The sequence below is a fragment of the Mesorhizobium sp. M6A.T.Cr.TU.014.01.1.1 genome, assembly GCF_004022765.1.
GTDB lineage: Bacteria > Pseudomonadota > Alphaproteobacteria > Rhizobiales > Rhizobiaceae > Mesorhizobium > Mesorhizobium mediterraneum.
Genome location: NZ_RZPG01000018.1, coordinates 99,096 through 118,838 on the forward strand (window position 1 = coordinate 99,096; position 19,743 = coordinate 118,838).

Annotated in this window: 22 protein-coding genes and 2 tRNA genes; 9 read left to right on the forward strand and 15 right to left on the reverse strand. The window is 61.4% G+C overall.

Annotated elements, in window-relative coordinates:
• Window positions 1–244: 244 nt before the first annotated feature.
• Window positions 245–889 carry a VOC family protein gene (locus EN885_RS20765; protein WP_128242600.1) on the forward strand — a complete coding sequence of 215 codons (645 nt, stop codon included), beginning with the start codon at window positions 245–247 and terminating at the stop codon, window positions 887–889.
• A 57-nt stretch (window positions 890–946) separates the two neighbouring features.
• Here EN885_RS20765 and EN885_RS20770 read toward each other — a convergent pair whose 3' ends face one another.
• The 5 genes from EN885_RS20770 to EN885_RS20790 all read right to left on the reverse strand — a co-directional run bounded on the left by EN885_RS20770 (window position 947) and on the right by EN885_RS20790 (window position 5,063).
• On the reverse strand, window positions 947–1,822 hold the full coding sequence (locus tag EN885_RS20770; RefSeq protein WP_128242601.1) for a PopZ family protein: 876 nt from the start codon (window positions 1,820–1,822) through the stop codon (window positions 947–949).
• 212 nt (window positions 1,823–2,034) lie between these two features.
• Complete coding sequence (locus tag EN885_RS20775) at window positions 2,035–3,447, reverse strand: TolC family outer membrane protein (protein ID WP_127204445.1); 1,413 nt, start codon at window positions 3,445–3,447, stop codon at window positions 2,035–2,037.
• A 184-nt stretch (window positions 3,448–3,631) separates the two neighbouring features.
• Entirely contained in the window at window positions 3,632–4,300 is a 669-nt protein-coding gene (locus EN885_RS20780; protein WP_128242683.1) for a protein-L-isoaspartate O-methyltransferase, read from the reverse strand.
• A 107-nt stretch (window positions 4,301–4,407) separates the two neighbouring features.
• Window positions 4,408–4,481 (reverse strand) — tRNA-Cys (locus tag EN885_RS20785).
• Between the two features lie 321 nt (window positions 4,482–4,802).
• Entirely contained in the window at window positions 4,803–5,063 is a 261-nt protein-coding gene (locus tag EN885_RS20790; RefSeq protein WP_029353198.1) for a hypothetical protein, read from the reverse strand.
• A gap of 221 nt (window positions 5,064–5,284) precedes the next feature.
• Here EN885_RS20790 and EN885_RS20795 point away from each other — a divergent pair.
• Window positions 5,285–5,359, forward strand: a tRNA-Asn gene (locus EN885_RS20795).
• Between the two features lie 137 nt (window positions 5,360–5,496).
• Here EN885_RS20795 and EN885_RS20800 read toward each other — a convergent pair.
• Entirely contained in the window at window positions 5,497–5,952 is a 456-nt protein-coding gene (locus tag EN885_RS20800) for a BA14K family protein (RefSeq protein WP_128242602.1), read from the reverse strand.
• A 998-nt stretch (window positions 5,953–6,950) separates the two neighbouring features.
• Between EN885_RS20800 and EN885_RS20805 the strand changes: the two genes are divergently transcribed.
• Window positions 6,951–7,670 (forward strand): DUF1236 domain-containing protein, encoded by a 720-nt coding sequence (locus tag EN885_RS20805; protein WP_128242603.1) that lies wholly within the window; start codon window positions 6,951–6,953, stop codon window positions 7,668–7,670.
• Window positions 7,671–8,342: 672 nt separating this feature from the next.
• Window positions 8,343–8,912, forward strand: coding sequence for a hypothetical protein (locus tag EN885_RS20810; protein WP_245493115.1), 570 nt, complete (start codon window positions 8,343–8,345; stop codon window positions 8,910–8,912).
• A 34-nt stretch (window positions 8,913–8,946) separates the two neighbouring features.
• Here the strand turns inward: EN885_RS20810 and EN885_RS20815 are convergent, their stop codons facing one another.
• The 3 genes from EN885_RS20815 to EN885_RS20825 all read right to left on the reverse strand — a co-directional run bounded on the left by EN885_RS20815 (window position 8,947) and on the right by EN885_RS20825 (window position 11,525).
• Window positions 8,947–9,621, reverse strand: coding sequence for a response regulator transcription factor (locus EN885_RS20815; protein WP_095485519.1), 675 nt, complete (start codon window positions 9,619–9,621; stop codon window positions 8,947–8,949).
• Window positions 9,621–11,030: a sensor histidine kinase gene (locus EN885_RS20820; protein ID WP_127294228.1), complete on the reverse strand. Its 1,410-nt coding sequence runs from the start codon at window positions 11,028–11,030 to the stop codon at window positions 9,621–9,623. The genes EN885_RS20815 and EN885_RS20820 overlap by 1 nt, the downstream gene beginning before the upstream one ends.
• 303 nt (window positions 11,031–11,333) lie before the next feature.
• The gene (locus EN885_RS20825; protein ID WP_095485520.1) at window positions 11,334–11,525 is read right to left on the reverse strand and encodes a DUF3606 domain-containing protein; all 192 of its coding nucleotides are present in this window, start codon (window positions 11,523–11,525) and stop codon (window positions 11,334–11,336) included.
• Between the two features lie 307 nt (window positions 11,526–11,832).
• On the opposite strand from EN885_RS20825, the gene EN885_RS20830 reads away from it, so the two are divergent.
• Together EN885_RS20830 and EN885_RS20835 are read left to right on the forward strand one after the other, a co-directional pair.
• A complete protein-coding gene (locus EN885_RS20830) occupies window positions 11,833–12,132 on the forward strand; it encodes a DUF1236 domain-containing protein (RefSeq protein ID WP_095485521.1) in 300 nt (99 codons plus the stop codon).
• A gap of 72 nt (window positions 12,133–12,204) precedes the next feature.
• Window positions 12,205–12,639, forward strand: coding sequence for a hypothetical protein (locus tag EN885_RS20835; protein WP_128242604.1), 435 nt, complete (start codon window positions 12,205–12,207; stop codon window positions 12,637–12,639).
• A gap of 81 nt (window positions 12,640–12,720) precedes the next feature.
• Here EN885_RS20835 and EN885_RS20840 read toward each other — a convergent pair whose 3' ends face one another.
• A complete protein-coding gene (locus EN885_RS20840) occupies window positions 12,721–13,893 on the reverse strand; it encodes an amidohydrolase (protein ID WP_128242605.1) in 1,173 nt (390 codons plus the stop codon).
• A 107-nt stretch (window positions 13,894–14,000) separates the two neighbouring features.
• Between EN885_RS20840 and EN885_RS20845 the strand changes: the two genes are divergently transcribed.
• Window positions 14,001–14,819 carry an AraC family transcriptional regulator gene (locus EN885_RS20845; protein WP_128242606.1) on the forward strand — a complete coding sequence of 273 codons (819 nt, stop codon included), beginning with the start codon at window positions 14,001–14,003 and terminating at the stop codon, window positions 14,817–14,819.
• A gap of 70 nt (window positions 14,820–14,889) precedes the next feature.
• Window positions 14,890–15,324, forward strand: coding sequence for a cupin domain-containing protein (locus tag EN885_RS20850; protein WP_126106197.1), 435 nt, complete (start codon window positions 14,890–14,892; stop codon window positions 15,322–15,324).
• Between the two features lie 55 nt (window positions 15,325–15,379).
• Here the strand turns inward: EN885_RS20850 and EN885_RS20855 are convergent, their stop codons facing one another.
• From EN885_RS20855 to EN885_RS20870, 4 genes are all read right to left on the reverse strand, one after another.
• Window positions 15,380–15,826, reverse strand: coding sequence for a nuclear transport factor 2 family protein (locus EN885_RS20855; RefSeq protein WP_158302569.1), 447 nt, complete (start codon window positions 15,824–15,826; stop codon window positions 15,380–15,382).
• Window positions 15,827–15,888: 62 nt separating this feature from the next.
• Window positions 15,889–16,494: a nuclear transport factor 2 family protein gene (locus EN885_RS20860; RefSeq protein ID WP_128242607.1), complete on the reverse strand. Its 606-nt coding sequence runs from the start codon at window positions 16,492–16,494 to the stop codon at window positions 15,889–15,891.
• Window positions 16,491–17,477 carry a CocE/NonD family hydrolase gene (locus tag EN885_RS20865; protein ID WP_128242608.1) on the reverse strand — a complete coding sequence of 329 codons (987 nt, stop codon included), beginning with the start codon at window positions 17,475–17,477 and terminating at the stop codon, window positions 16,491–16,493. The genes EN885_RS20860 and EN885_RS20865 overlap by 4 nt, the downstream gene beginning before the upstream one ends.
• A gap of 57 nt (window positions 17,478–17,534) precedes the next feature.
• A complete protein-coding gene (locus EN885_RS20870; protein ID WP_128242609.1) occupies window positions 17,535–18,038 on the reverse strand; it encodes a nuclear transport factor 2 family protein in 504 nt (167 codons plus the stop codon).
• Between the two features lie 100 nt (window positions 18,039–18,138).
• Here EN885_RS20870 and EN885_RS20875 point away from each other — a divergent pair, with 100 nt between their 5' ends.
• Window positions 18,139–19,047 (forward strand): LysR family transcriptional regulator, encoded by a 909-nt coding sequence (locus tag EN885_RS20875; RefSeq protein WP_127294162.1) that lies wholly within the window; start codon window positions 18,139–18,141, stop codon window positions 19,045–19,047.
• A gap of 46 nt (window positions 19,048–19,093) precedes the next feature.
• Here the strand turns inward: EN885_RS20875 and EN885_RS20880 are convergent, their stop codons facing one another.
• A complete protein-coding gene (locus EN885_RS20880) occupies window positions 19,094–19,546 on the reverse strand; it encodes a carboxymuconolactone decarboxylase family protein (RefSeq protein ID WP_128242610.1) in 453 nt (150 codons plus the stop codon).
• Window positions 19,547–19,743: the final 197 nt, after the last annotated feature.

Here is a 19,743-nt window from a genome sequence, read left to right on the forward strand (position 1 = left end):
TTGGTGTAAATCGGAAGGCAGTTGGCAAGTCAACCGGCCGCAGATGGCATGGCCAATAGATAGGGGCCTCATAGTTCGAGGCAATTCGCATAAGCGATCCTCCATGCAGCCACGCCTCTTGACCGGCGATCGCGAACCGCAATACCTTGCCAATGCTGCTGTAGGGCGCATCGGCTTCCCGCCGGAGGGGCATTGCCCGCCTACGACACTTTAACCCTCACCGCGCCCAAGCCGAATTTCGAACATGTCGAATTTCGAAAACTTCAGGAAACAGGCCAAGCTCCACCTGCGCTGGCATCGCGAGCGGTACTATCCCGTCGCGGCCGCGATCGGGTCGATACTGCCGCGTTTCCGCCATCTGACCGATCGCCAGATCCTGGATCACAGTTTCAAGCTTGCCGACGCCCAGGAACTGGTTGCCAAGAAGGCTGGTTTCGAAAGCTGGCAGGCGCTGAAGAAAGGCCTTCAAACCATGACCGACAGCACGACATCCGATGCCGAAAAACCCTTCCTTGCCTTGGCCGAGCCGCAGCTTTTTGTCTGCGACATCGCTGCCGCCCGTGCGTTCTATGAACAGAAGCTCGGCTTCACGACGCGCTTCACCTATGGCGAACCGCCCTTCTATGCCCAGGTCTTTCGCGACGGCGCGCGGTTGAATCTGCGCCATGTCGACAAGCCTCTGTTCGACAACGGCTTAAGAGCAAGAGACGACTTGCTGTCGGCAACCATCGCGGTCGACGCCATCAAGCCGCTGTTCCTGGAGTACCAGGCGGCTGGGGCCAGCTTTCATCAGACGTTGCGGACCGAACCGTGGGGCGCCCGCACCTTCATCGTGGCAGATCCCGACGGAAACCTGATCGCCTTTGCCACATCGGTTGAGAGCGGTTGACCTCCCAGGCCAACGAGACCGCCGCCGCGGTGGTGGTCTCATCCGCTGTCGGATTTGTTACTGCGCGCCGCGCGCCACGCGTTCGATTTCCTCGCGCACCAGCCGCTCGACCAGCGTCGGCAGATTGTTGTCCAGCCAGTCTTGCAGCATGGGCCTGAGCATCTCTTCGGCCATCTCGTCGAAGGTTTTCTTGCTGCGGCTGGCGAACGCATCGGAAAGCTCGCCGAAGGCGGCGGCGACCTGCCGGCCCGTATGTTCGGAAAGGATCGCCGGACGAGCCGACGATGCCTCGTTTGTCGCCGGGCGCGCCAATCCGCTTTGCGGCGGAGCCGGCTCGAAAGCAGGTTCGGCCGCGTCCTCGAAAACCTCGGCCTTTGGTTCGGCATCCGGCGCCAGTCGCACTTCAGCCCTGTCCGGCTTGGCCGCGGTCATCACTTCGCCGACTGCGGCGATCTCACGCCGCCAGTCGGCAACGATGCTGTCGGTCGTTTCCGCAACCGTTGCCGTCGCATCCGGCTTGGCGGTCGGGGCCGGCTCGCCAGCGACCCCGGCAAGCGCCACGGGAGCTTTGAGCGGAGCCGGATCGGAACGCACCGGCGGCTCCATGCGCGCGACGACGGGCTCGGCGGCCGATGGAGGCCTCTGCACCTCAGCCAGCGTGGCCGGCCTTCTGGCGTCAAATCCCGGACGCAATTCGGCGCGAAACGCATCCACCTCCGGCGGCGTCCCGCCTGCCCCCGACGGCGCCCTGCCTGCCTCCGGCGGCGCCCCGGCCACCGGTGCTGGCACAGTCACCGACGCCAAATCCTGCAGCAGGTCGTCCGCTTCGTCCGGCTGCTTGCGACCGGTATCATTGTCCTCGATGATCCTCCTGATGGAAGCCAGTATCTCTTCCATGGAAGGTTCGCGTTGCACGCTGCTTGCCGTCGCCATCGTCACATCCGCCGCCCTTGTGACTCGTTGCAGATTTCCAGTCCGGCCAAGCCGGATTCGAATCATGGCAACAGCGTAACCGACGGATCGCCTTACGAGAATCCCCAATCTGAGGGTGTGTTGGATTTCAACAGATTAGAGCCCGCGCATTCCTTGGGAACGCGCGGGCTCTAATGCCGGAAATTGGGCGGAATTTGGAACTGGTGGAGCGATTAGCGGCCGTCTGGCGTGCGCAGGCCGATCCACTTGTCCTTGACCGCATTATAATGTTCTTCAGGCCTGTATTTCGTCACCTGAAGGGCGAGGCGATCGACCGAAAGGCGACCGACCGCCGAGAGAATGGCATAGCTCGCCACCACCAAATCGCGTTCGGAACTGGCTTGGTTGATCTTGGCGGTGATCAGGGTGGCTTGGGCATTGAGAACGTCGAGCGTGGTGCGCTGGCCGACATTGCGCTCCTCGATGACGCCGCTCAAGGCAAGCTGCGCGGCGGCGATCACCTGCCTGTTGGCCACCACGGTTTGCTGGGCGGCAGTGTATTGCGTCCACGCCGAGGTCACGGCTTGCCGCACGGTGTCGCGGCTGACATCGACCTCGATCCGCGCCTGGCTGAGTGATTCCTTATTCTGGCGCACCGTCGCCGAGTTCCGGCCGCCCGAATAGATCGGTATAGTCAGCGTGGCGCCGATGCTGGCCGAATTGGTTGTGCCATCCCGCCCCTGCCCGGGATCGAAGCGCGGCACGGTGTTTTGATAGGCGCTGGAAACGCCGGCGGAGGCCGAGAGCTGCGGCAGCAGCGCGCCTTCGGCCGATTTCACCGAAAATGCCGCCGCGTCGACCAGATGCTGGGTGGCGAGGATGGCGGGGTGCTCAATGGATGCAATCGCGATTGCCGCGTCGAGGTTCGACGGCAACAGCTTCGACAGCGGCGAAGCGGCCCTGAGCCTGCCTGGCTCATCGCCGACGATCTGGCGATAGGTCGCAGCGCTTGCCAGCGCCTGGGCGCGGGCGGCGGCCAGTTCCGCCACGGCGGACGAGCGCTCGGCATCGGCCTGCGCGACGTCGGTGCGGGTGCCTTCGCCGACTTCGAAGCGCGAGCGCGCCGCGCGCGCCTGCTCGGTCAGGAATTGCAGGTTCTGCTCCGTCAGCACCGCCACTTGCCGATCGCGAATCACGTCCATGTAGGCGCTTGCCGCGTTGAACAAGATATTCTCTTCGGTGTTGCGCAGGCTCTCGACCGAGGCGCGGACTCGCGATTCAGCGGCGGCGACATTGTTCTTGGTCTGAAAGCCGTCGAACAGGGTCTGGTCGATCTGGACGCCAAAGTTACCCGTGGTCAAACGCGTGCTTTGGTTCACGCCGGGTACATTACCGCGGGCATTGAAATGGCTGCTGGAGTAGTCGATGCTCGCGGAGCCGGTGATGGTCGGGCGCCACCCCGACTTGGCGATGGCGACGCCCTCGTCGGTGACGCGGACGCCGGCACGAGCCGAATTGAGCGAGGAATTGTTCTGGTAGGCCTTTGAAAGTGCACCAAGGATGGTTTCCGCCGAGGCGGCCACCGGAGAAAGCGCGGTCGCGGAAACAAGGACGGCGGCAAAAAGACTCTTGCGTAAAGACGGCACGTTATTCCCTCATTCGTTTTGCATGGGAACCGCACCGCGCCGGCTTCTCTCATTCGAGCAGCCGGCGCGGTGTGTTTCAGGTTCCCTGCTGTCAGCCCCCAAGAGTACCCCAGTCATGCGGATCAGCAACGATTGTTCAAGCGCAAGCGAACATGACAACGCCTCTGCTGCAAGCCAAAATCATTCAGAACTCAAACGCACGGATACGTTCAAACCCAGGTAGTGGCTTAATTGCCGCATTAAATGCGCCTCTTCCGGTTACAACCCCCCCTGTCTTAAAGAATAATCGGGCCACACCCGAATTCCCCTGCCCTTCGACGGCGACGAGACGGCCGCCTTCCGCAAGCTGGTCGAGCAGCGAATCCGGCACTTTCTCCACACTGCCGCCGATGAAAATAACATCGTAGGGCGCCTCCGCGGCATGGCCTTCCGGCAGCGATCCCTTGACCACGCTGACGTTGTCGCAGCCCAGCGCCGAAAGCGTCGACATGGCGGTCTCGGCCAATGCCGGATCGCTTTCCAGCGCGACGACCGACTTTGCCAGCCGCGACAGGATCGCCGCCGCATAGCCGGTGCCGCAGCCGACATCGAGCGCCGAATCGCCAGGGTCGATTTCGGCCAGTTGCATCAGCTTGGCCAGCGGCGAAGGCTCCATGAGATAGCGTGGGCCATCCGCTCCATTGGCAATGCGGATGTCTTCGTCGATATAGGCTAGATCGCGCTGGCCGGGGGCGACAAAAGCCTCGCGCGGCACGACGAGCATTGCGTCGAGCAGCGGCGCGCTGGTCACGTCGGTGGTGCGGATCTGGCCATCGACCATTTTCACCCGGCGTTCGGCAAAATCAGCGCTCATATCCCAACCAATCTGCCCAAAACCAATCTGCTCGCCGCGCCGGGGCCGCGGCTCATTTCGACCGGAACTCGAGCCCCCTGGCGCTGGTGCGCGGGAGCTTGGGCAATTGGAGGCCTCGCCCGGAATCGAACCGGGGTGCAAGGATTTGCAGTCCTCTGCGTAACCACTCCGCCACGAGGCCTCATTGCTCCCGGCGTTCCACCCGGTTCCAATAGGTTGCGGCGAAAATGCCGTCAAGCGGCCATGGTGCATTCCGGACGGTTTCCTCTGGGCCATGATGCCACGTGTCGAATCGTCGATACGCATGCTGCAATTAATACATTAGTTAACCGTTAAGTACGGAATATGGCAAAGAGAAGCCTGGGGCCTGGACTTACGTCGGGTAAGCAGAAGGCTCCGCCATTCTGAAGGAGAATTGCGAGGGCCGGGAAAGCGCTCCGGGCATTAGCCGGGGCTGAGTCGGGCTGGAAAGACGCCCCCCTCACAGAGGCTTGCCGCGTCGTCAGTTCGGCCGCCGCCGCCGCTCCCACCACACGACGAGCCGGCGCCGATGGCGGCGCACCAAGGCAAACTCGTAGGAGAGCACCAGCAATCCGATCGGAATCATCCAGAAGCCCAGGATCGGCAGGAAGCCGAGAATGCCGCCGAAGATCAGCACGACGCCGATCGCAATCCTGAGGCCGCGCGAGCGCGGCATGGTGAATTGACGGCCGAAGACCGATATTTTCCGTGCCGGTGGATGGTTGTGGCTTGCTGCGCTCATGTCTGGTTGGTGGTCCGTTCGGGCAAAGTAAAAGCACCAGCTGACGAATGCCGCAACCACCTTTTCGGTTCCGCGCAGCCCGTCAGACGGCTCATATGAGGACGCGCGCACATGATTGCGAGAAGTCGTCGCGCGAAAAAGCGCCGAAAAATACGAAATGCTTCTTTGCAAAGCCGAAACGGGTTTGCTATAGGCTGCGCCACTCACATGAGAGCGTCTGTTCCCCGGTAGCTCAGTGGTAGAGCAACCGGCTGTTAACCGGTTGGTCGCTGGTTCGAATCCGGCCCGGGGAGCCAAATTCCACGCATACCCATTGAAGCTATCAGGAAATGGCAGCCTCCCCGCCGAAGCGGGGTGCGGTGATGCGGTCAGTCGGCATAAAAAGCCCGCGCCGTCGCCGGCACGGGCTCTGTCAACATCTCAGCTCGCCGAATCAGTAGGGCGAATTGCACTGCTGTCGAGGTCCGTAGTTGGGCTGGAACGTATTGTCGGACGCGCGGTAACTGCGGTACCGGTCGTAACACCACTCGACATGGGCGTCGTCACGATTAACACGGTTCTGGTTGTTGTTGATGATCGCACTGCCGATCACCGCGCCGGTGGCGAATGCAGCCAGCGGGAACCAGTAGTCGCCATGACGGCGATGGCCGCGACGGTACTCACGATAACCGCGATGGCCGTTCCAGTGGGAGCCATCGTGGCGCGAAAATTTGCGGTTTTTGCGGTTGTGGCGCTTCCCCCACGGATTATGGTCAACCGTCTGCACATCAGTCGAAACGGACGGCGCTTGCGGCAGGAATACCTGAGCTGCGTCAGCAGGCACTGCTATGGTGGTCGCGAACGATACCGATAACGCGACCGCTAGCAAACCCGACATGATCTTGTTCATGATCTCTCCTTAAACGAAAGTTGAGGCTCAGTTCCCTAAAGCGAATGTTACAGGCCACCTTACTATTTCGCCGCCTTTTATCAAAGACAAAAACCGTGAAACCGGGCTAGTCTTGATAAAGTGGCGAAGTATGGTCAACCGCGATTTAATCCAGTTTAATATAGCCGTCGTAAAACACGAGTCTCGTCCGGCATTACAGCCGAGTGGCCAGATCGTTAGCAGCCGGTATGTCTGAGACCGGCCACGACTCACCGGACAGTCACCGCAAATATGGCGGCGTAGCCTGCCACGAGCGAGCGGATCCTATAGCTTTGGAAAGAAAAATCTCATGACCAAAGTCATGATCGCATATTGGAGCAGCACGGGCGTTCTGCGCCTGTTGTACGCAGCCGGACCCTGATGTATCTCGCCCAGCTCGGGACAGGATCGGAAGCATCGAGGTGCGCCTGCTATGGCTAGACCCGGCGAACTTCCGCGATCACGCCATAATCAATCCGGCGAATTTTGCTACTCTTTCTTCGTGGCGAACCCCAACGCCGCTTGGCCGGCGCCAACCTAGGCAACGCCACCTTCCCCCGCCCCCTGCGGCGCCGGCCATCTTTCACTAGGTTCTTCGTCGTCACGCCGTCACGACGGTTCAAGCGCATAGACACGTCCTCGAGGAGCGCGCTGGCAAGCTCGGGCGCCGTAACGGCCCTGGCAACAGCAGAAAGCCCGCGCCCTCCGGGAGAGGACGCGGGCTGATCGGGGCCACCGATCTCGCAGCATTTGTATGAGGGGACAATACGATGCTGCTGGCGTTTAAACTTTCGTCGCAGGACAGTGTTCCATCCTCAAAGGAAAAAACCGCAGGCTCATGTTCGGAGGTTGGCGCTATGGAAATTCCTCCCGACGAAGGAACGCGTACACCGCTTCCGCCCGGTCAATTCGCCTGGAACAAAATTTCTTGGAGGTGGTTTCCCCCCTGAAGGGACAGACTTTTCGATGGAGATTATCTCATGAAAAAAGTTCTGATCACCAGTATGCTGGCCATCGGCGTTGGCTGTGGAGCAGCACTCGCTCAGGAACAGCAGCCGGCCGAAAGCCAATCGGGCGCCGGCACCAGTTGCGCACCCGGCTCGGCCGATTGCCCTAGTGGTTCGACGACGGGTAAACAGACCCAGGACGAGACCGGTACCGCCACCGAGGAGCAGGCTCAAGGCAAGGCGAAGATCCAGACCGATGAGCAGGCTCAGGGCAAGGCCGGCGCAACCACCGACCAGCAGGCGCAAGACAAGATGAAGGTCAAGCCTGAGGATCAGGCTGAAGGCAAGGCCGGCACGACCACCGAGCAACAGGCGCAGGACAAGGCCAAGGTCCAGACCGAGCAGCAGTCCCAGGGCGAGACCGGTACCACCACCGAGCAGCAAACCCAAGGCAAGGCCTCCACTCAGCAGGATGAGACTTCGACCGGCTCGATCGAGAATGTGACCGTTGAACAGAAAACGGAGATTACCCAGGTCCTGAAGGAGGAGAAGGTCGAACCGGTTTCCGACGCCGATTTTGACATTTCCGTGGGCATCGAGGTCCCGCGGCAGAAGGTCAGATTGCATCGTCTGCCACCGCGAATCGTCGAGATCGTCCCGGCTTACGAATCCTACGAGTATTTCGTGTTGGCTGATGGCCGAATCGTCATCGTCGACCCGGATACGCTCAAGATCGTCCTTATTCTGACCTAACGCCCTTGTCGGGCGTGAAGGGGCTCGCCGCACCCGCGGCGGACCCCTCACCATTCATCGTTTGAAGGTGGAGGGCCACTCATCGGACGGCGACAGCCATTTACGTCGCCAATACACTCCGCTGTTCAAGCTGGCGGGCATTTTGCGTGTCGAGGACCCTTCCGGCCGAACCCTCATCGATCATCCCTCGACGGTGCCTTCATCAACCCCGGGCAGGACTTCAGTCTGCCGGCTGGCAGACCATGGGCTGGCACAGGCAGTGCTTTGGTCCGGGGCTGCTATCGCAAAAGCCCCCAATAGGGGAGTTTCAGGAACCGGGCTCCGGCAGGCGTCGTTGCGATGCCGACCCCCCTGACAGGAGGCTGCAATGGACCACAGCATTCAGCAGGCACGTTGGCTGCTTTTCCCGGTATTTGGCTTGGTGTTCGGGGTTGCGGCCGTTGGGCTTATTATCGGCTGATGGGACCCGATCGATGAAGGCAACACGCTTGCGCAGCAATGAGTCCCTTCCTGCGCTAGCGAGACCCACCGGTTTCTCCCCTGAGACCGGTGGGCCTTGACATCGCCTTGTGATGGCGGAAGCGTGACAAGTCGGTGCAGCGCACAGAGGATTGGCTCGGAAACAATAGGCATAATGCAGCGCAGACCGTAACGGTTAGAGGATATTCTAACGTGACATTGGCAAGTCTATTGATGACGCCTGTCGTGCGGCGACGAAGGCTTCGCGTCGCCATCTGCCTCACTGCATCGACCTTGATTCTCGTCGTGAGCCCCTACCGTGTGGCACAAGACGGCCTGACGCTTGGCCCGCAGACTGCCTGGGCACAGAATGGTGGCAACGGGAATTCCGGAAACGCTGGAAACTCCGGGAATTCTGGAAATGCCGGGAATTCTGGCAACGCGGGAAATTCTGGCAACTCGGGAAATTCTGGGAACGCGGGAAATGCTGGAAAGTCCAGTGCCAACGCGGGCAAGGGCAAATCAAAATCACCGAAAGACAATCCCCCCGAAGATGCGGTCACCGCGGTAAACCCCGGCAACAAGCCAAAACTATATATCAATGCGGCCACTGGAGACCGGATCGAAGTGCACGGGCCAAGTGTGGGTGTGGTGCATTCCAACGGGCTCAGCGAGCGCATCGACGGTCGCCATTATGAAATGCGGGATGCCATGGGCCGCACCATCATTCGGCGGCAGGCAACGAACTCCGATCGGGCAAGACTGCTCGCCATGATCGAGTGATGACCAGTTCACGGGCCGCAAGGCCCCATTTGCTTCAGGCAGAATGGGGAACAGGCGAATGCTGACGCTCGGTGGCGTCGCGCAACGTCATCGCAGCTTCGGTCCGGTTGCTCACGTTGAGCTTGGAAAGAATGCGCGTCATGTGGTGCTTTATGGTTTTCTCGTGCAGGTTCAGCTGAAGACCGATCCGTTTGTTGCTCAATCCCGCGGCAACGAGCGTCAGGATCTCTCTTTCGCGACTGGTGAGTTCGGCCAGCACGTCGGCTTTCGCCGTCGTGGTTGATCGGGTAGACAAGTCGACCAGCACACGCGCCGACAATTGCGGGCAAACATATCTTTCGCCTAGCGCCACCGTGCGCAGTATGGCGGCCAGGGTTCTCGACCCGACACCCTTCAGGACATAGCCTCGTGCCCCGCTCTGCAAGGCGGTCACGACGTCCTGGTTCTCCTCCGAAACCGTCAGCATCACAATTTTCAGATCCGGGTGTCGCTGCAGAGCCGGCTCGATCGCACTCAGGCCCCCTCCAGGCACCGAGATGTCCATCAGGAGAATATCGAGCTGCTGGTCTTCCGATATCCGCAGGGCGTCATCTCTGCTGCTGCCTTGCGCAATAATCTCGAAGCCGCCGATCTGCTCGAGAGTGCGCACGACGCCTTCCCTGAACAGCGGGTGGTCATCGATGACGGCGAGTTTTATGGCTGCTGGCATCACGCCTGTCCCATTTCAACTGTATTGAGAACCATTTTCACCATCGTGCCATTTTGTGAAGATGTTACGGCAAACTGGCCACCGAGGCTTTCTACCCGCTCACGCAACCCGACGAGCCCCAGCCCTTCAGGGTGGACGATCTTCGGGTCAAAACCGGGGCCGGTATCGGAAACCTCGATAAAAACGCGCTCCCCGTCGAAATGTTTCGCGACCGATTGACCGGCACCCCCGGCGTGGCGGAAGCCGTTGTTCAGCGCCTCCTGGATGAAGCGAAAGATGCAGATCTTGGCCGATGGCGACAAGGGTGTGTGCCCTCCGGTCATGGACAGCATCACTTTGACGCCGGTTCGCTCTTCGTGCGCTCGCACGGCAAGCTCGAGGATTTCCGTCAACTCGGCATTCTCGACATGCGGCAGCACAAGGCCCTTGCTGACATTCCTGATCTCTCGCATCGCGTCGTCCAAATTGGCTTTGACGGCCCGCAATTCCCGTGCACGCGTCGCAGCCGGCGTGGCAGGATCGGCAAGCACCGGACTGTCGATCCCCAGCGCAGCGAGGGCAACCAGTTGCGCCGGCCCATCGTGCAGGTCCGCGCCGATCCGCCTGAGATAACGTTCGTTAAGCGCCGTGGCGCGCTGCGAAGCACGCTGCACCCGCAATCTCAACATCCGGTTTTGAGCAAGCAGATCGGAAAGTTCGGCAATGCGCTGCTTCAATGACCGGCTCTGGGAACGAATCGTGCGGCTGCCGCGAAAGACGATCGCCGAAAGCCCGAGGAAAAAAATTGCGGTGACGGCAGCGACATCGAGCCAGGTTCGGACGAGTGCCTGCCGGAGGTTCGTTTCAAAATCGGTGGCGATCTCATAAAATTCCAAAACAGCCACGACTTCGCCCGACCACGGCTGAAGTACCGGATTATAGATTTCAAGAAGATGCAAGCCGCTGTCCCGCTCAGCCTGGCTATCCAGGTCATCGAGTTTGTCGAATTCAGCGACCATGTCGCCTGCGAATGCGGCCCGGAGATTGTCGCTGGGTGGAAAGCGCTTCCCGACCAAATCTTTGTTGGTCGAATAGAGGATGGTTCCGTCGCGGCGCCAGAGCTTGAAGGATTGGAGCCTTTTGCCGAGCGCGCCTTGCCCCAGCGTTTCATCCAGCGCATGAGCAACGCTCTCCTCCAGCACTTCGCTCCTGCGCATGTCGGGGAGCAGCGGCGCGATAACGCTGTCGACGTAAAGAGCTGTCGCAGAAGCCGAGTTCCGGGTGACCGCGGCTTCTATCTGGCTTGTCACGGAAATTCCCACCACGATCATCGCCGACAGCGAGAATAGTCCGCCCGCGAGCAGAAACTGAGTGGCAAGCGACAGTGCGTTCCATCGATCGATCAGTCTTGTCGCTCTGTGTGGCGCCATATCCCCAACGGCCCGGTCGGCGGCGCGTCGCGCCAGCGGCGCGATTCGAGAGAACCGGCCAATCTGTTGTCGAACGACGCTAAGCGACGCCATCTTTGATCTGCAACTGATCAATCCCTGGGGAACTTAGGGCTTTACGGACTGGACGGAAACCGCACCCGGCGGATTTTTCGCATAAGCTCCATTGCCCTCATTGAGCGAGGCGGCAAAGCCATGAAACGCCAGCTCCGATGCTTTCGATCTCCCCGGCACAGATGATGCAACGCCTGACCGCCAATCGCGGCGCAAGGTGCGGCGTATTTTTCACTTCTGGTCGCGCAATGCTCTCACCGCTTGAGTGAGCGTCATCCGATCGTTACCGTTCTTTTTGATCAGCCTACTGACTTGGCTCGGCGAAACGCCATTTTCTCGCGCGAAATGTTCCACCTCGTAGTACTCGTCGACCGACAGGCGCCTGCGGTCGAGGAAGTCTTGGTTGCTTTTCTCGTCGGCCATTTCCTTTCTCCTGGCGAGTTTGACACGGGTGAGAAATGTCGGTCGGAAGCGGGCTGCCGAATGAGGGTGGCGGCCACCCCTCTCCATGAACTCGTCCCGTAAATTTGCGCCGAACGAGTCCGGGCAATCGCGGTTCCGGACCGCTCGACATCCGGCCCCATTGCGCGCAGCAGATCAGACTTAAGTCCAACGGCAGGGCCTCACGGATCGGACCGAAGCCCAGCCAAGGAACGTTTGCAGCGGTCTCATGTTTGAGGGAGTCTAGCGCGAAGAATGATGCCAAGAGAGCTCACATAAGGAGGCAACCATGAAAATGCGTCTTTCCACTGCAGCCGCCGGATTTCTGCTATTGGCAGGTGTCGGCACCGCTGCCGCTCAGGACGTGATCATCGCGCCTGAGCAGGAGACCGTCATTAGGGAATATGTGGAAAAGCAGCCGCTCGCATCGGTGGAGCTCCCCGGGGTGGAACTCAATATCGGCTCAACGCTACCCGATACGGTCGAGCTTCATGAAGTTCCCGACGTCGAATACCGGTACGTTGTCGTGGACAATCGGACCGTTGTCGTTGATCCAGGCACACGCAAGATCGTCAAAATCATTCAGTGACCTGAACGAGAGGGAGGAGACGCCCGCCGCTTCTAAACGAGCGGCGGGCGACTATGTTATGGGCAGCGTCAAATGAGAACAATCAGCAGACTCTTCGATTCCCGCGACCAGGCAGCGCGTGCCGTTGCCGCGCTTCAGGCGGCAGGAGTTTCTCACGAACAGATCAGCGTCATCGGACCCTACGACGACGAAATCGGCGCTGTCCTGCGCGGTCCGGGCGGTGCCGCCCTTGGCGCGGCAGCTGGTCTGTTAATCGGCCTGTGGACTTTTGGAACCACCGGCATTGATCCTGTCGGAGCGGCGGCTGGCCTGACTCTCGTCGGAGGAGCCTGCGGCGGCTTTGCTGGTGGGCTTCTCCAGACACTCGCCAAAAAGCCGGGTGAGCCCAACCTTGTTCAAGGAGTTATTCTGGTGATGGCGCATGTCGACGAAAACCAGGCCGATACGGCGCAGGCGGCGCTCGGAAGTCCCGTTCCCGTAGAGCAACTCGAGGCCACGGCCGGGTGAAATGCGCCGGGTTGGCGCGCTGACGACGAAGCGCGTTCAGATCGGCAGTTCTCGCTGGACCATCAATTCCCCTCTGACGGTTCACGAGACGGCAAGCGTTTGCTCAACCAGATTGACGTAATAGCGCATCACAGTCGGCACGATTTCGTCGTTGAAGACATAGCGATCGCCGTGCAGGCCCTCGCCGGGGCCGACATCGCCGGCGCCGATCCACACGTAGCAGCCGCCGGCCTCGCGGATCATGAAGGCGAAATCCTCGCAGCCGAGGCTCGGGCTGAAGTCGGTCGAGACGTTTTCCTTTCCGACGGTTGCGGCGGCCGCCTCGATGGCGCGGGCCGTCGCGTGAGCGGTGTTGATGAGCGGTGGATAGCCCTTCCTGTAATCGAGCGTGGTCTTGAGCGAATGGGCTGCGGCAATGCCCCGGGCGATCTCGCCGATCAGCTTCTCGCAGTGATCGGAATGGCCCGGCTCGAAAAACCGACAAGTGCCTTGCAGCCAGACCTTGCCCGGCACGATGTTGCCGACATTGCCGCCGTGGATCTGGGTGAGACTGACGACAAGCGCGGTTTGCGGATCGACCGAGCGGCTGACGATGCGCTGAACGGCCTGGACAAACGCACCCGCCGCCAGGATCGGATCGTCGCCGAGCTGTGGCATAGCGGCATGCGCGCCAAGACCCTCGAAGGTCAGCTCGAAATTGTCGACCGCCGCCATCTGCGGTCCGACGCGAGCGGCGATCGTGCCGAGCCTGCCCCCCGGCCAATTGTGGACGGCATACATCGCCTCGACCGGGAAGCGCTTGAACACGCCGTCTTCGATCATGCGCATGCTGCCGCCTTCGTTTTCCTCGGCTGGCTGAAAGATGAAATAGACGGTGCCGTCGAAGGCACGGGATTGGCTGAGCAGACTGGCGGCGCCGAGCAGCATGGCGGTGTGGCCGTCATGGCCGCAGGCGTGCATCACGCCCGCATTCCTGGAGGCATAGGGCAAGCCGGTCCTCTCCACGACCGGAAGCGCGTCCAGCTCGGCGCGAAGACCGATGGCGCGTGTGCCCGTGCCGCTGCGCAGGATGCCGACAACACCGGTGCCGCCGATCCCCTCATGAACCTCGTCGAAGCCGAAGGAGCGCAGTTTCTCGGTGACGAAGCGTGCGGTTTCGTGCTCGTTGAATCCGAGTTCGGGATTGGAATGGATGTGGTGGCGCCAGGCTACGACCTCTGGCGTCAGGGCGGCGATGGGATCATTATGGAGCACGATGCTCTCCTTCTACGCCGGCAACGGGGCGGTTTGATCGGAATCACGATTAGAAGGTCGCACAAGAGGCGTCTTGAACCAGATTGACCGCAGTAGGGACGAAAGACGTGCACGCGAACGAAACCAGTAAATACTGGCGTCATCCCTGCTTCCCTGACCTTGGCCTGTTCAAGGCGCGCTTCACGCAGCATCGTTACGAGTTGCACACGCACCCCACCTATGTGATCGCGCTGATTACTTCTGGCTGCGAACGCATTCGCATCGGACGCCACAGCGTTGTCGCTCCGGCAGGCACTATTGCCGTCGTCAATCCCGAGGAGTGGCATGACGGGGAACAAGGTGCTGATGAAGGCTGGGCCTACCGGACCTTTTATCCCTCGGTGCCGCTGATGACGGCGGTCGCGCGCGAGCTGGGAGGCGATGGCGCTCCGGTTTTCTCGCACGCGATCATCGAGGACGGCGGTCTCGCAACAGCGTTGGCGGCGGCGCATGAAGGCTCGACGTCCCAGAACGCGACGCAGGCCGAAGCGTCGCTGCTCGTCGCCTTGAGGCATCTCATCGTTCGGCATGGCGATTGGGGCGGGCTGGCAGAGGAGGTCGAAAGCTCGGGATCGTGGCAGAGGTTCTCGCTCTACGAGAATCTTGTCGAAAGCGAACTTGGCTCGCAACTCAACCTGCAGCGGCTTGCCGACGCCGCGCGCGTGACCCGGTTCCAGGTCATCCGGGATTTCAAGAAGGCGATTGGCCTGACGCCCGCAGCCTATATCCGCGACCGGAGACGGCGTCGCGCCAGCTGCTTGATCGAACAGGGGCTCGGCCTCGCCGATGCCGCCATTGCGGCAGGTTTCGCCGACCAGAGCCATCTTTCCCGCACGTTCCGGGCTGCGCATGGCATGACGCCTGGCATGTTCAGGAGAGGCGCCTAAGCCTCGCGAAAGGAGACGCTTGCGCGCGGATATCTGCTGCGCGATGGTGAAGCTGGGCTTGGGAGGAATCATGCGAAAAATCCTGGTATCGACGACGCTGCTGCTCGCGGCCGCGCTATTTGCGAATGCCGCTCAAGCGCTGGACAGCAGCGGGACGCCGGTTGTCGTGTCTCCACTTGCGTCACGCACGCAAACCGCATCCGGCCAGCCGATAACACTGCCGCAGAAAAACGTGCAGGTTCTGGTTTCGTCCTTTGAGATAGCGCCGGGCGCGACCTTGCCGGTCCACAAGCACCCGTTTCCCCGTTATGCCTATGTCCAAGGCGGAACGCTTCAAGTCACCAATGTCGAGACCGGCAAGAGCAACACATACAAGTCAGGCGATTTCATCATCGAAATGATCGGGCAGTGGCATCAGGCCACCAATGTCGGCGCCGATCCGGTGAAGCTGCTGGTTATCGATCAGGTCGAAGAAGGCACCAAAAACACGGTGTTGCGCCAGTAGCTGGCATTTCTGAACACAGCGTCCGTGGCGGACCCCTCAGAGGGCGTCACTGAGGTCAGAAGGTGAACCCCTCCGGCAAATTGTGAGTCCAATACCCTTCCTCGACGAGTTCACTGATGCGCCAGCCCTCGGGCGTGCGCACGACGCGGTCGCGATACCAGAGCCCCTGGAAGAAGACCTGCCTTTTGCCGTCGCCGAGGTCGACCACCATTGGGCATGAACAATGCACGCGCGCGCTGGCCTCGTCCCCTCGGACTTCAAGAAGAATTGTCGAAATGGCATGCTGCGAGATCAATATCTTCGACAGGGCGCCTTTCATGAAAGCAACATGCTCATCCACGCCGCTCCTGATTCCGCCCGTCACAGTGTCGTCAAGCACGGCATCGGGTGTGAATACGTTCCGATAGGCTTCCCAGTCGCGATCGTCCACGGCGTAGCAATAACGAACAAGCAGTTGTTCGATCTCAAGCCGATCCGAAATCTCCTGCAGTGAAAGGGTCATGTCTTGCCTCCGCAGTTCGCGGCACTGATACCGCATGCGCCAAGCCTACCCCGACATGTCGATCAATATTCCCATTGATGACGCTCCGAGCAACCTCGAATCGGCTGCTCAATTCGCGCCGCATTCACCCGGTCCGCGGCGGCGGTCAGCACGGCGCGGTCCCCCTCTTCGTATAAGCGATGGATGGAGATGGCGCTGACGCGCCAGCCTTCTGGTGTCCGCACCAGTCGGTGGAGATAGCTTGCGCCGACCGTCCAGAACCGGGTGTCGATCCAGTGGGTCGCGCGAACATGGCTGCGCGCAACGGCATCGTTGCCCGCGCCTTCGACAACGATGTTGGTGATGAGGTGCTGGGTAGCGTCGAAGCCCGGCAGCAGGTCTTGCCACTGGGCAATCAGCGCGTCGCGGTCGCTGGTCGCGACCTCGCCACCGAAAAGGCTCGTATAGTCGGTCGTGACGCGGGCCGCGAAATACGATTTGACCTGGTTCCATTCGCGCAAATCGGCATAGAGGCCGATCCCCGCCACTGCCTCGGCAATGGCGATCCTGTCTTCGACCGTCAGCGCAGCTGGGGACGGCGTAGTGCTCAAGGCCGGCGCAGGGGTGGCGGCAAGCGTCGCGACGAAGACTGCCGAGGCCAAGACGTGCCGGCGGCTGACGGGGCTCATTGTCCCGCCTTCCCTGCACTGCCCAGCGTGGTGCGGAAGTGCGCGTCGACAGCGTCGCTCGCCGCCTTCACCGGCGCGGCGCGGTCATAGAAGTCGAACTGGGTAACCTCGTCGAGCCACAGCACCCGCTTGGGCTTGGAGTTGGTCAGCCGCGTGTAAAATTTGTGCGCGCCCTGCGGGATAGCAGCCGCCTCGCTATGCACCATCAGAAAGGGCTGGTGCAGGCGCGGAGCAGCCTGGATCGCATCGAATGTCAGCCACCCTCGCCAGAAGGCCGGATCGGTCTCGTTGCGCCAGGCCGGGATCATGCCGCGATCGGGCTCGGTGTAATAAGGCACCTTGAACATGATCGCGCGATCGTCGGTCAGGCTGGCGGCGGGCAGGAAGGCCTGTTTGCCGGTGCTGCGATACGCGGCCTCGGCCGCATCGCCGACAGCTTCGAGCTGCGCGACGCCGTCCTTGCCGCCATAGGTCCTCTCGACCACCTCGGCATCGTGCAGCCAGGGCGCGACTAGGGCGACCGACTTGATCGCCGTATTTTTAGCGGCGGCAGTGACCATATAGCCGGAGCTGGCGCAAATGCCGAGCCCGCCGATGCGGACGTTGTCGGTCTCGGGCCGGGTCGCGAGATAGGCGACCGCCGCCTCGATATCGGCGATCTTGTCGCTGGGATCCTCGTATTGGCGACGTGCGCCGCCGCTTTCGCCCCAACCGCGAAAATCGAAGGTCAAGGCGACGAAGCCGCGGTCGGCCATCTCGCGGGCGTAGCGGGCCGACATCTGTTCCTTCACCGTCATCCAGGCGCCGGTCACGACCAGCGCGGGCCGAGCTTCCATCGCGTCCAGATCCTCGGGCAGATAGAGGTCGCCGACGATCTGCTCGCCATGCGAGGCGAAAGTGACGCGCTCGACGCGCTGTGCGGCGAAGGCAGTGGAGGCGAGCGCGACGGCGGTTGCCGCGGCTAGTGTCAGGGTTTTCAGCATCGCAAGTCTCCTTTGGTTTGGAGCGAGAAGCGCGGCAAGTTGAGGAAAGCCACCGTCTCAGCGATCATCCGTCAGTCGGCCAGGCAGTGGCTTCAGCGGGTAGTGCGCCCAGTAGAAGGCGTCCGACTGGTACATGTCGGTCAAAAAATTCTGTGCTTCAGTGATCTTGCCATCCTTGATCCGGAACATCAGGGCGTAGAGCTGGTCGATCTCGGGACCTGAGCCGACGTTCGACCAGCCGCGATGAATGTCGACGACGAGGTCGCCCTGTGCCTGGAAGAAGATCGGCTCAGCCCTAAAATTGCCGTCGGCCAGGCCACGGAAGAAGGCGACCACTTCCTCCGGTCCGCGCTTGTCGCCGGCGAGCGGATGATGGCCGGGAATGCGCCACACGATGTCGGGCGCGAGGAAGGGCCGGACCGCCTCCGGATTCCCGGTCGCGTAAGCAGCGTAATAGTCCTTGATGAGCTGGATGTTGCGGTCTTCCTGCGGACCGCTGTTCGCGGGGGCGGTAGACACCGCCAGGAGAGCGCCGGCGGCAAGCGAAGCAAGCCTGGTCATCGGTCCTGTCTCCTTGCTGTTTCGTCGGACCCAACATGACGCTTTTTGTTCACCGGAAAAATCCGTATAGTTCGACAAGGCTATTTGGAATTTCCTCACAATGCGCCTCGACCAGTTCAGCGGGATTGTCGCCTTCGTGAAGGTCGCGGAGGCCAAGAGCTTCACCCGCGCCGCCGCCGAGCTCGGCGTCGCTCCGGCCTCGTTGAGCGAGGCCGTCAAGGGGCTCGAGGAGCGTCTGGGGGTGCGGCTCCTCAACCGCACGACCCGCAGCGTCGGTTTGACCGAAGCCGGCGCCCACTACCTCGACCACGTGCGCCCAGCGGCCGAGGAGATCTGGGCAGCTGGCGCGGCGCTGCGCGAGACCCGCGATCGCCCCGCCGGCACGCTGCGCCTGAGCCTGCCGTGGATCGCCGCGCCGCTGCTGATCGAGCCGCTGATGGGGCCATTCATGGACGCTTACCCGGAAGTGAGGCTTAGCGTGATCTTCGACGACAATTTCGTCGATATCGCCGCTCAGGGCTTCGATGCCGGTCTGCGGATCGGCGAGCTTCTCGAGAAGGATATGATCGGCGCGCGTCTGGGCGGGCCGCTGCAGACGGTCGTTTTGGGGAGCCCGGACTATCTGGCGAGGAACGGCACGCCGACGCGGCTGGCCGACCTCGCCGCCCACCGCTGCATCGCCTTCGCCTTCACCCGCACCCGCGCCATCTCGCCCTGGGAGTTCGTCGTAGATGGACGTCAGGTCGAGTTCACGCCCGACGCACGTCTGATCGTGAACACACTTCCGCTCTGCATTACCGCCGCCGCGCAAGGGCTTGGCCTTGCTTTCGCCGTCGAAGGCCTGGCTGCGCCGCTTCTCGCCTCAGGCGCGCTGGTCAAGGTGCTGGAGCCTTTCTGTCCCACCTACGAACCGCTCCACCTCTATTATCCCAGCCGCCGCCTCGTCCCGCCCAAGCTGCGGGCCTTTATCGACTTCGTGCGCGCGAACGCTCACAATTTGCGGATCTGATGCACCGCCGCGAAAACCGACATGTGTCACGGCGAGCCGCTCCGGCTCATCCCCAGGCGCCGACCATCTGCCTGGTGGCGGCGTTGAGTCGGTTGAAGGCGTTGATCAAGGCAATCTGGACGACCAGGGCGGCGAGTGCCTTTTCGTCATAGTGCCGGGCGGCCTCGTCCCAGATCGCGTCCGGCACCGGATCCGGCCGGTCGCAGAGCCGGGTTGTTGCCTCGGCAAGCGCAAGAGCCGCGCGTTCAGCGTCGGTGAAGTACGGCGTCTCCCGCCAGGCGGACACGGTGAAGACGCGCTCATCCTTTTCGCCGGCCTTCTTCAATTCGCGCGCATGCATGTCGATACAGACGCTGCATCCATTGATCTGACTGGCACGCAAATGGACGAGCTTGCGCGTCACGTATGGCAGGTCAGCCGTCTCCGTCGACTTGTCCAGCGCGAGCGCCTGCAGCGCGCCGGGAATGAGAAGCACAGGGTTTTTCAGTCTTGCTTGCACGGTGGCCTCCTTCAGACGTGTTTTGTGCGAGTGCGTTCTGCCGAGCCGGATGTCGCGCCGTCCATGCAAAACAATAACTGATTGGTTATGAATTGACGCATAACTCACGGGTTATGAATCTATCAAGTGAGGAACTGGCGGCAATGCAAACGGCAACGACCTGTCGCGCGTTGAGCCAATAGTTCCGGCTTTCACGG

Coding starts and splice junctions, on each gene's coding strand:
- EN885_RS20825 (WP_095485520.1), bottom strand. CDS start 11,525: ATGGCCGACGAGAAAAGCAACCAAGACTTCCTCGACCGCAGGCGCCTG.
- EN885_RS20765 (WP_128242600.1), top strand. CDS start 245: ATGTCGAATTTCGAAAACTTCAGGAAACAGGCCAAGCTCCACCTGCGC.
- EN885_RS20815 (WP_095485519.1), bottom strand. CDS start 9,621: ATGCCAGCAGCCATAAAACTCGCCGTCATCGATGACCACCCGCTGTTC.
- EN885_RS20860 (WP_128242607.1), bottom strand. CDS start 16,494: ATGAGCCCCGTCAGCCGCCGGCACGTCTTGGCCTCGGCAGTCTTCGTC.
- EN885_RS20820 (WP_127294228.1), bottom strand. CDS start 11,030: ATGGCGCCACACAGAGCGACAAGACTGATCGATCGATGGAACGCACTG.
- EN885_RS20850 (WP_126106197.1), top strand. CDS start 14,890: ATGCGAAAAATCCTGGTATCGACGACGCTGCTGCTCGCGGCCGCGCTA.
- EN885_RS20830 (WP_095485521.1), top strand. CDS start 11,833: ATGAAAATGCGTCTTTCCACTGCAGCCGCCGGATTTCTGCTATTGGCA.
- EN885_RS20780 (WP_128242683.1), bottom strand. CDS start 4,300: ATGAGCGCTGATTTTGCCGAACGCCGGGTGAAAATGGTCGATGGCCAG.
- EN885_RS20875 (WP_127294162.1), top strand. CDS start 18,139: ATGCGCCTCGACCAGTTCAGCGGGATTGTCGCCTTCGTGAAGGTCGCG.
- EN885_RS20770 (WP_128242601.1), bottom strand. CDS start 1,822: ATGGCGACGGCAAGCAGCGTGCAACGCGAACCTTCCATGGAAGAGATA.
- EN885_RS20855 (WP_158302569.1), bottom strand. CDS start 15,826: ATGACCCTTTCACTGCAGGAGATTTCGGATCGGCTTGAGATCGAACAA.
- EN885_RS20835 (WP_128242604.1), top strand. CDS start 12,205: ATGAGAACAATCAGCAGACTCTTCGATTCCCGCGACCAGGCAGCGCGT.
- EN885_RS20865 (WP_128242608.1), bottom strand. CDS start 17,477: ATGCTGAAAACCCTGACACTAGCCGCGGCAACCGCCGTCGCGCTCGCC.
- EN885_RS20805 (WP_128242603.1), top strand. CDS start 6,951: ATGAAAAAAGTTCTGATCACCAGTATGCTGGCCATCGGCGTTGGCTGT.
- EN885_RS20800 (WP_128242602.1), bottom strand. CDS start 5,952: ATGAACAAGATCATGTCGGGTTTGCTAGCGGTCGCGTTATCGGTATCG.
- EN885_RS20870 (WP_128242609.1), bottom strand. CDS start 18,038: ATGACCAGGCTTGCTTCGCTTGCCGCCGGCGCTCTCCTGGCGGTGTCT.
- EN885_RS20790 (WP_029353198.1), bottom strand. CDS start 5,063: ATGAGCGCAGCAAGCCACAACCATCCACCGGCACGGAAAATATCGGTC.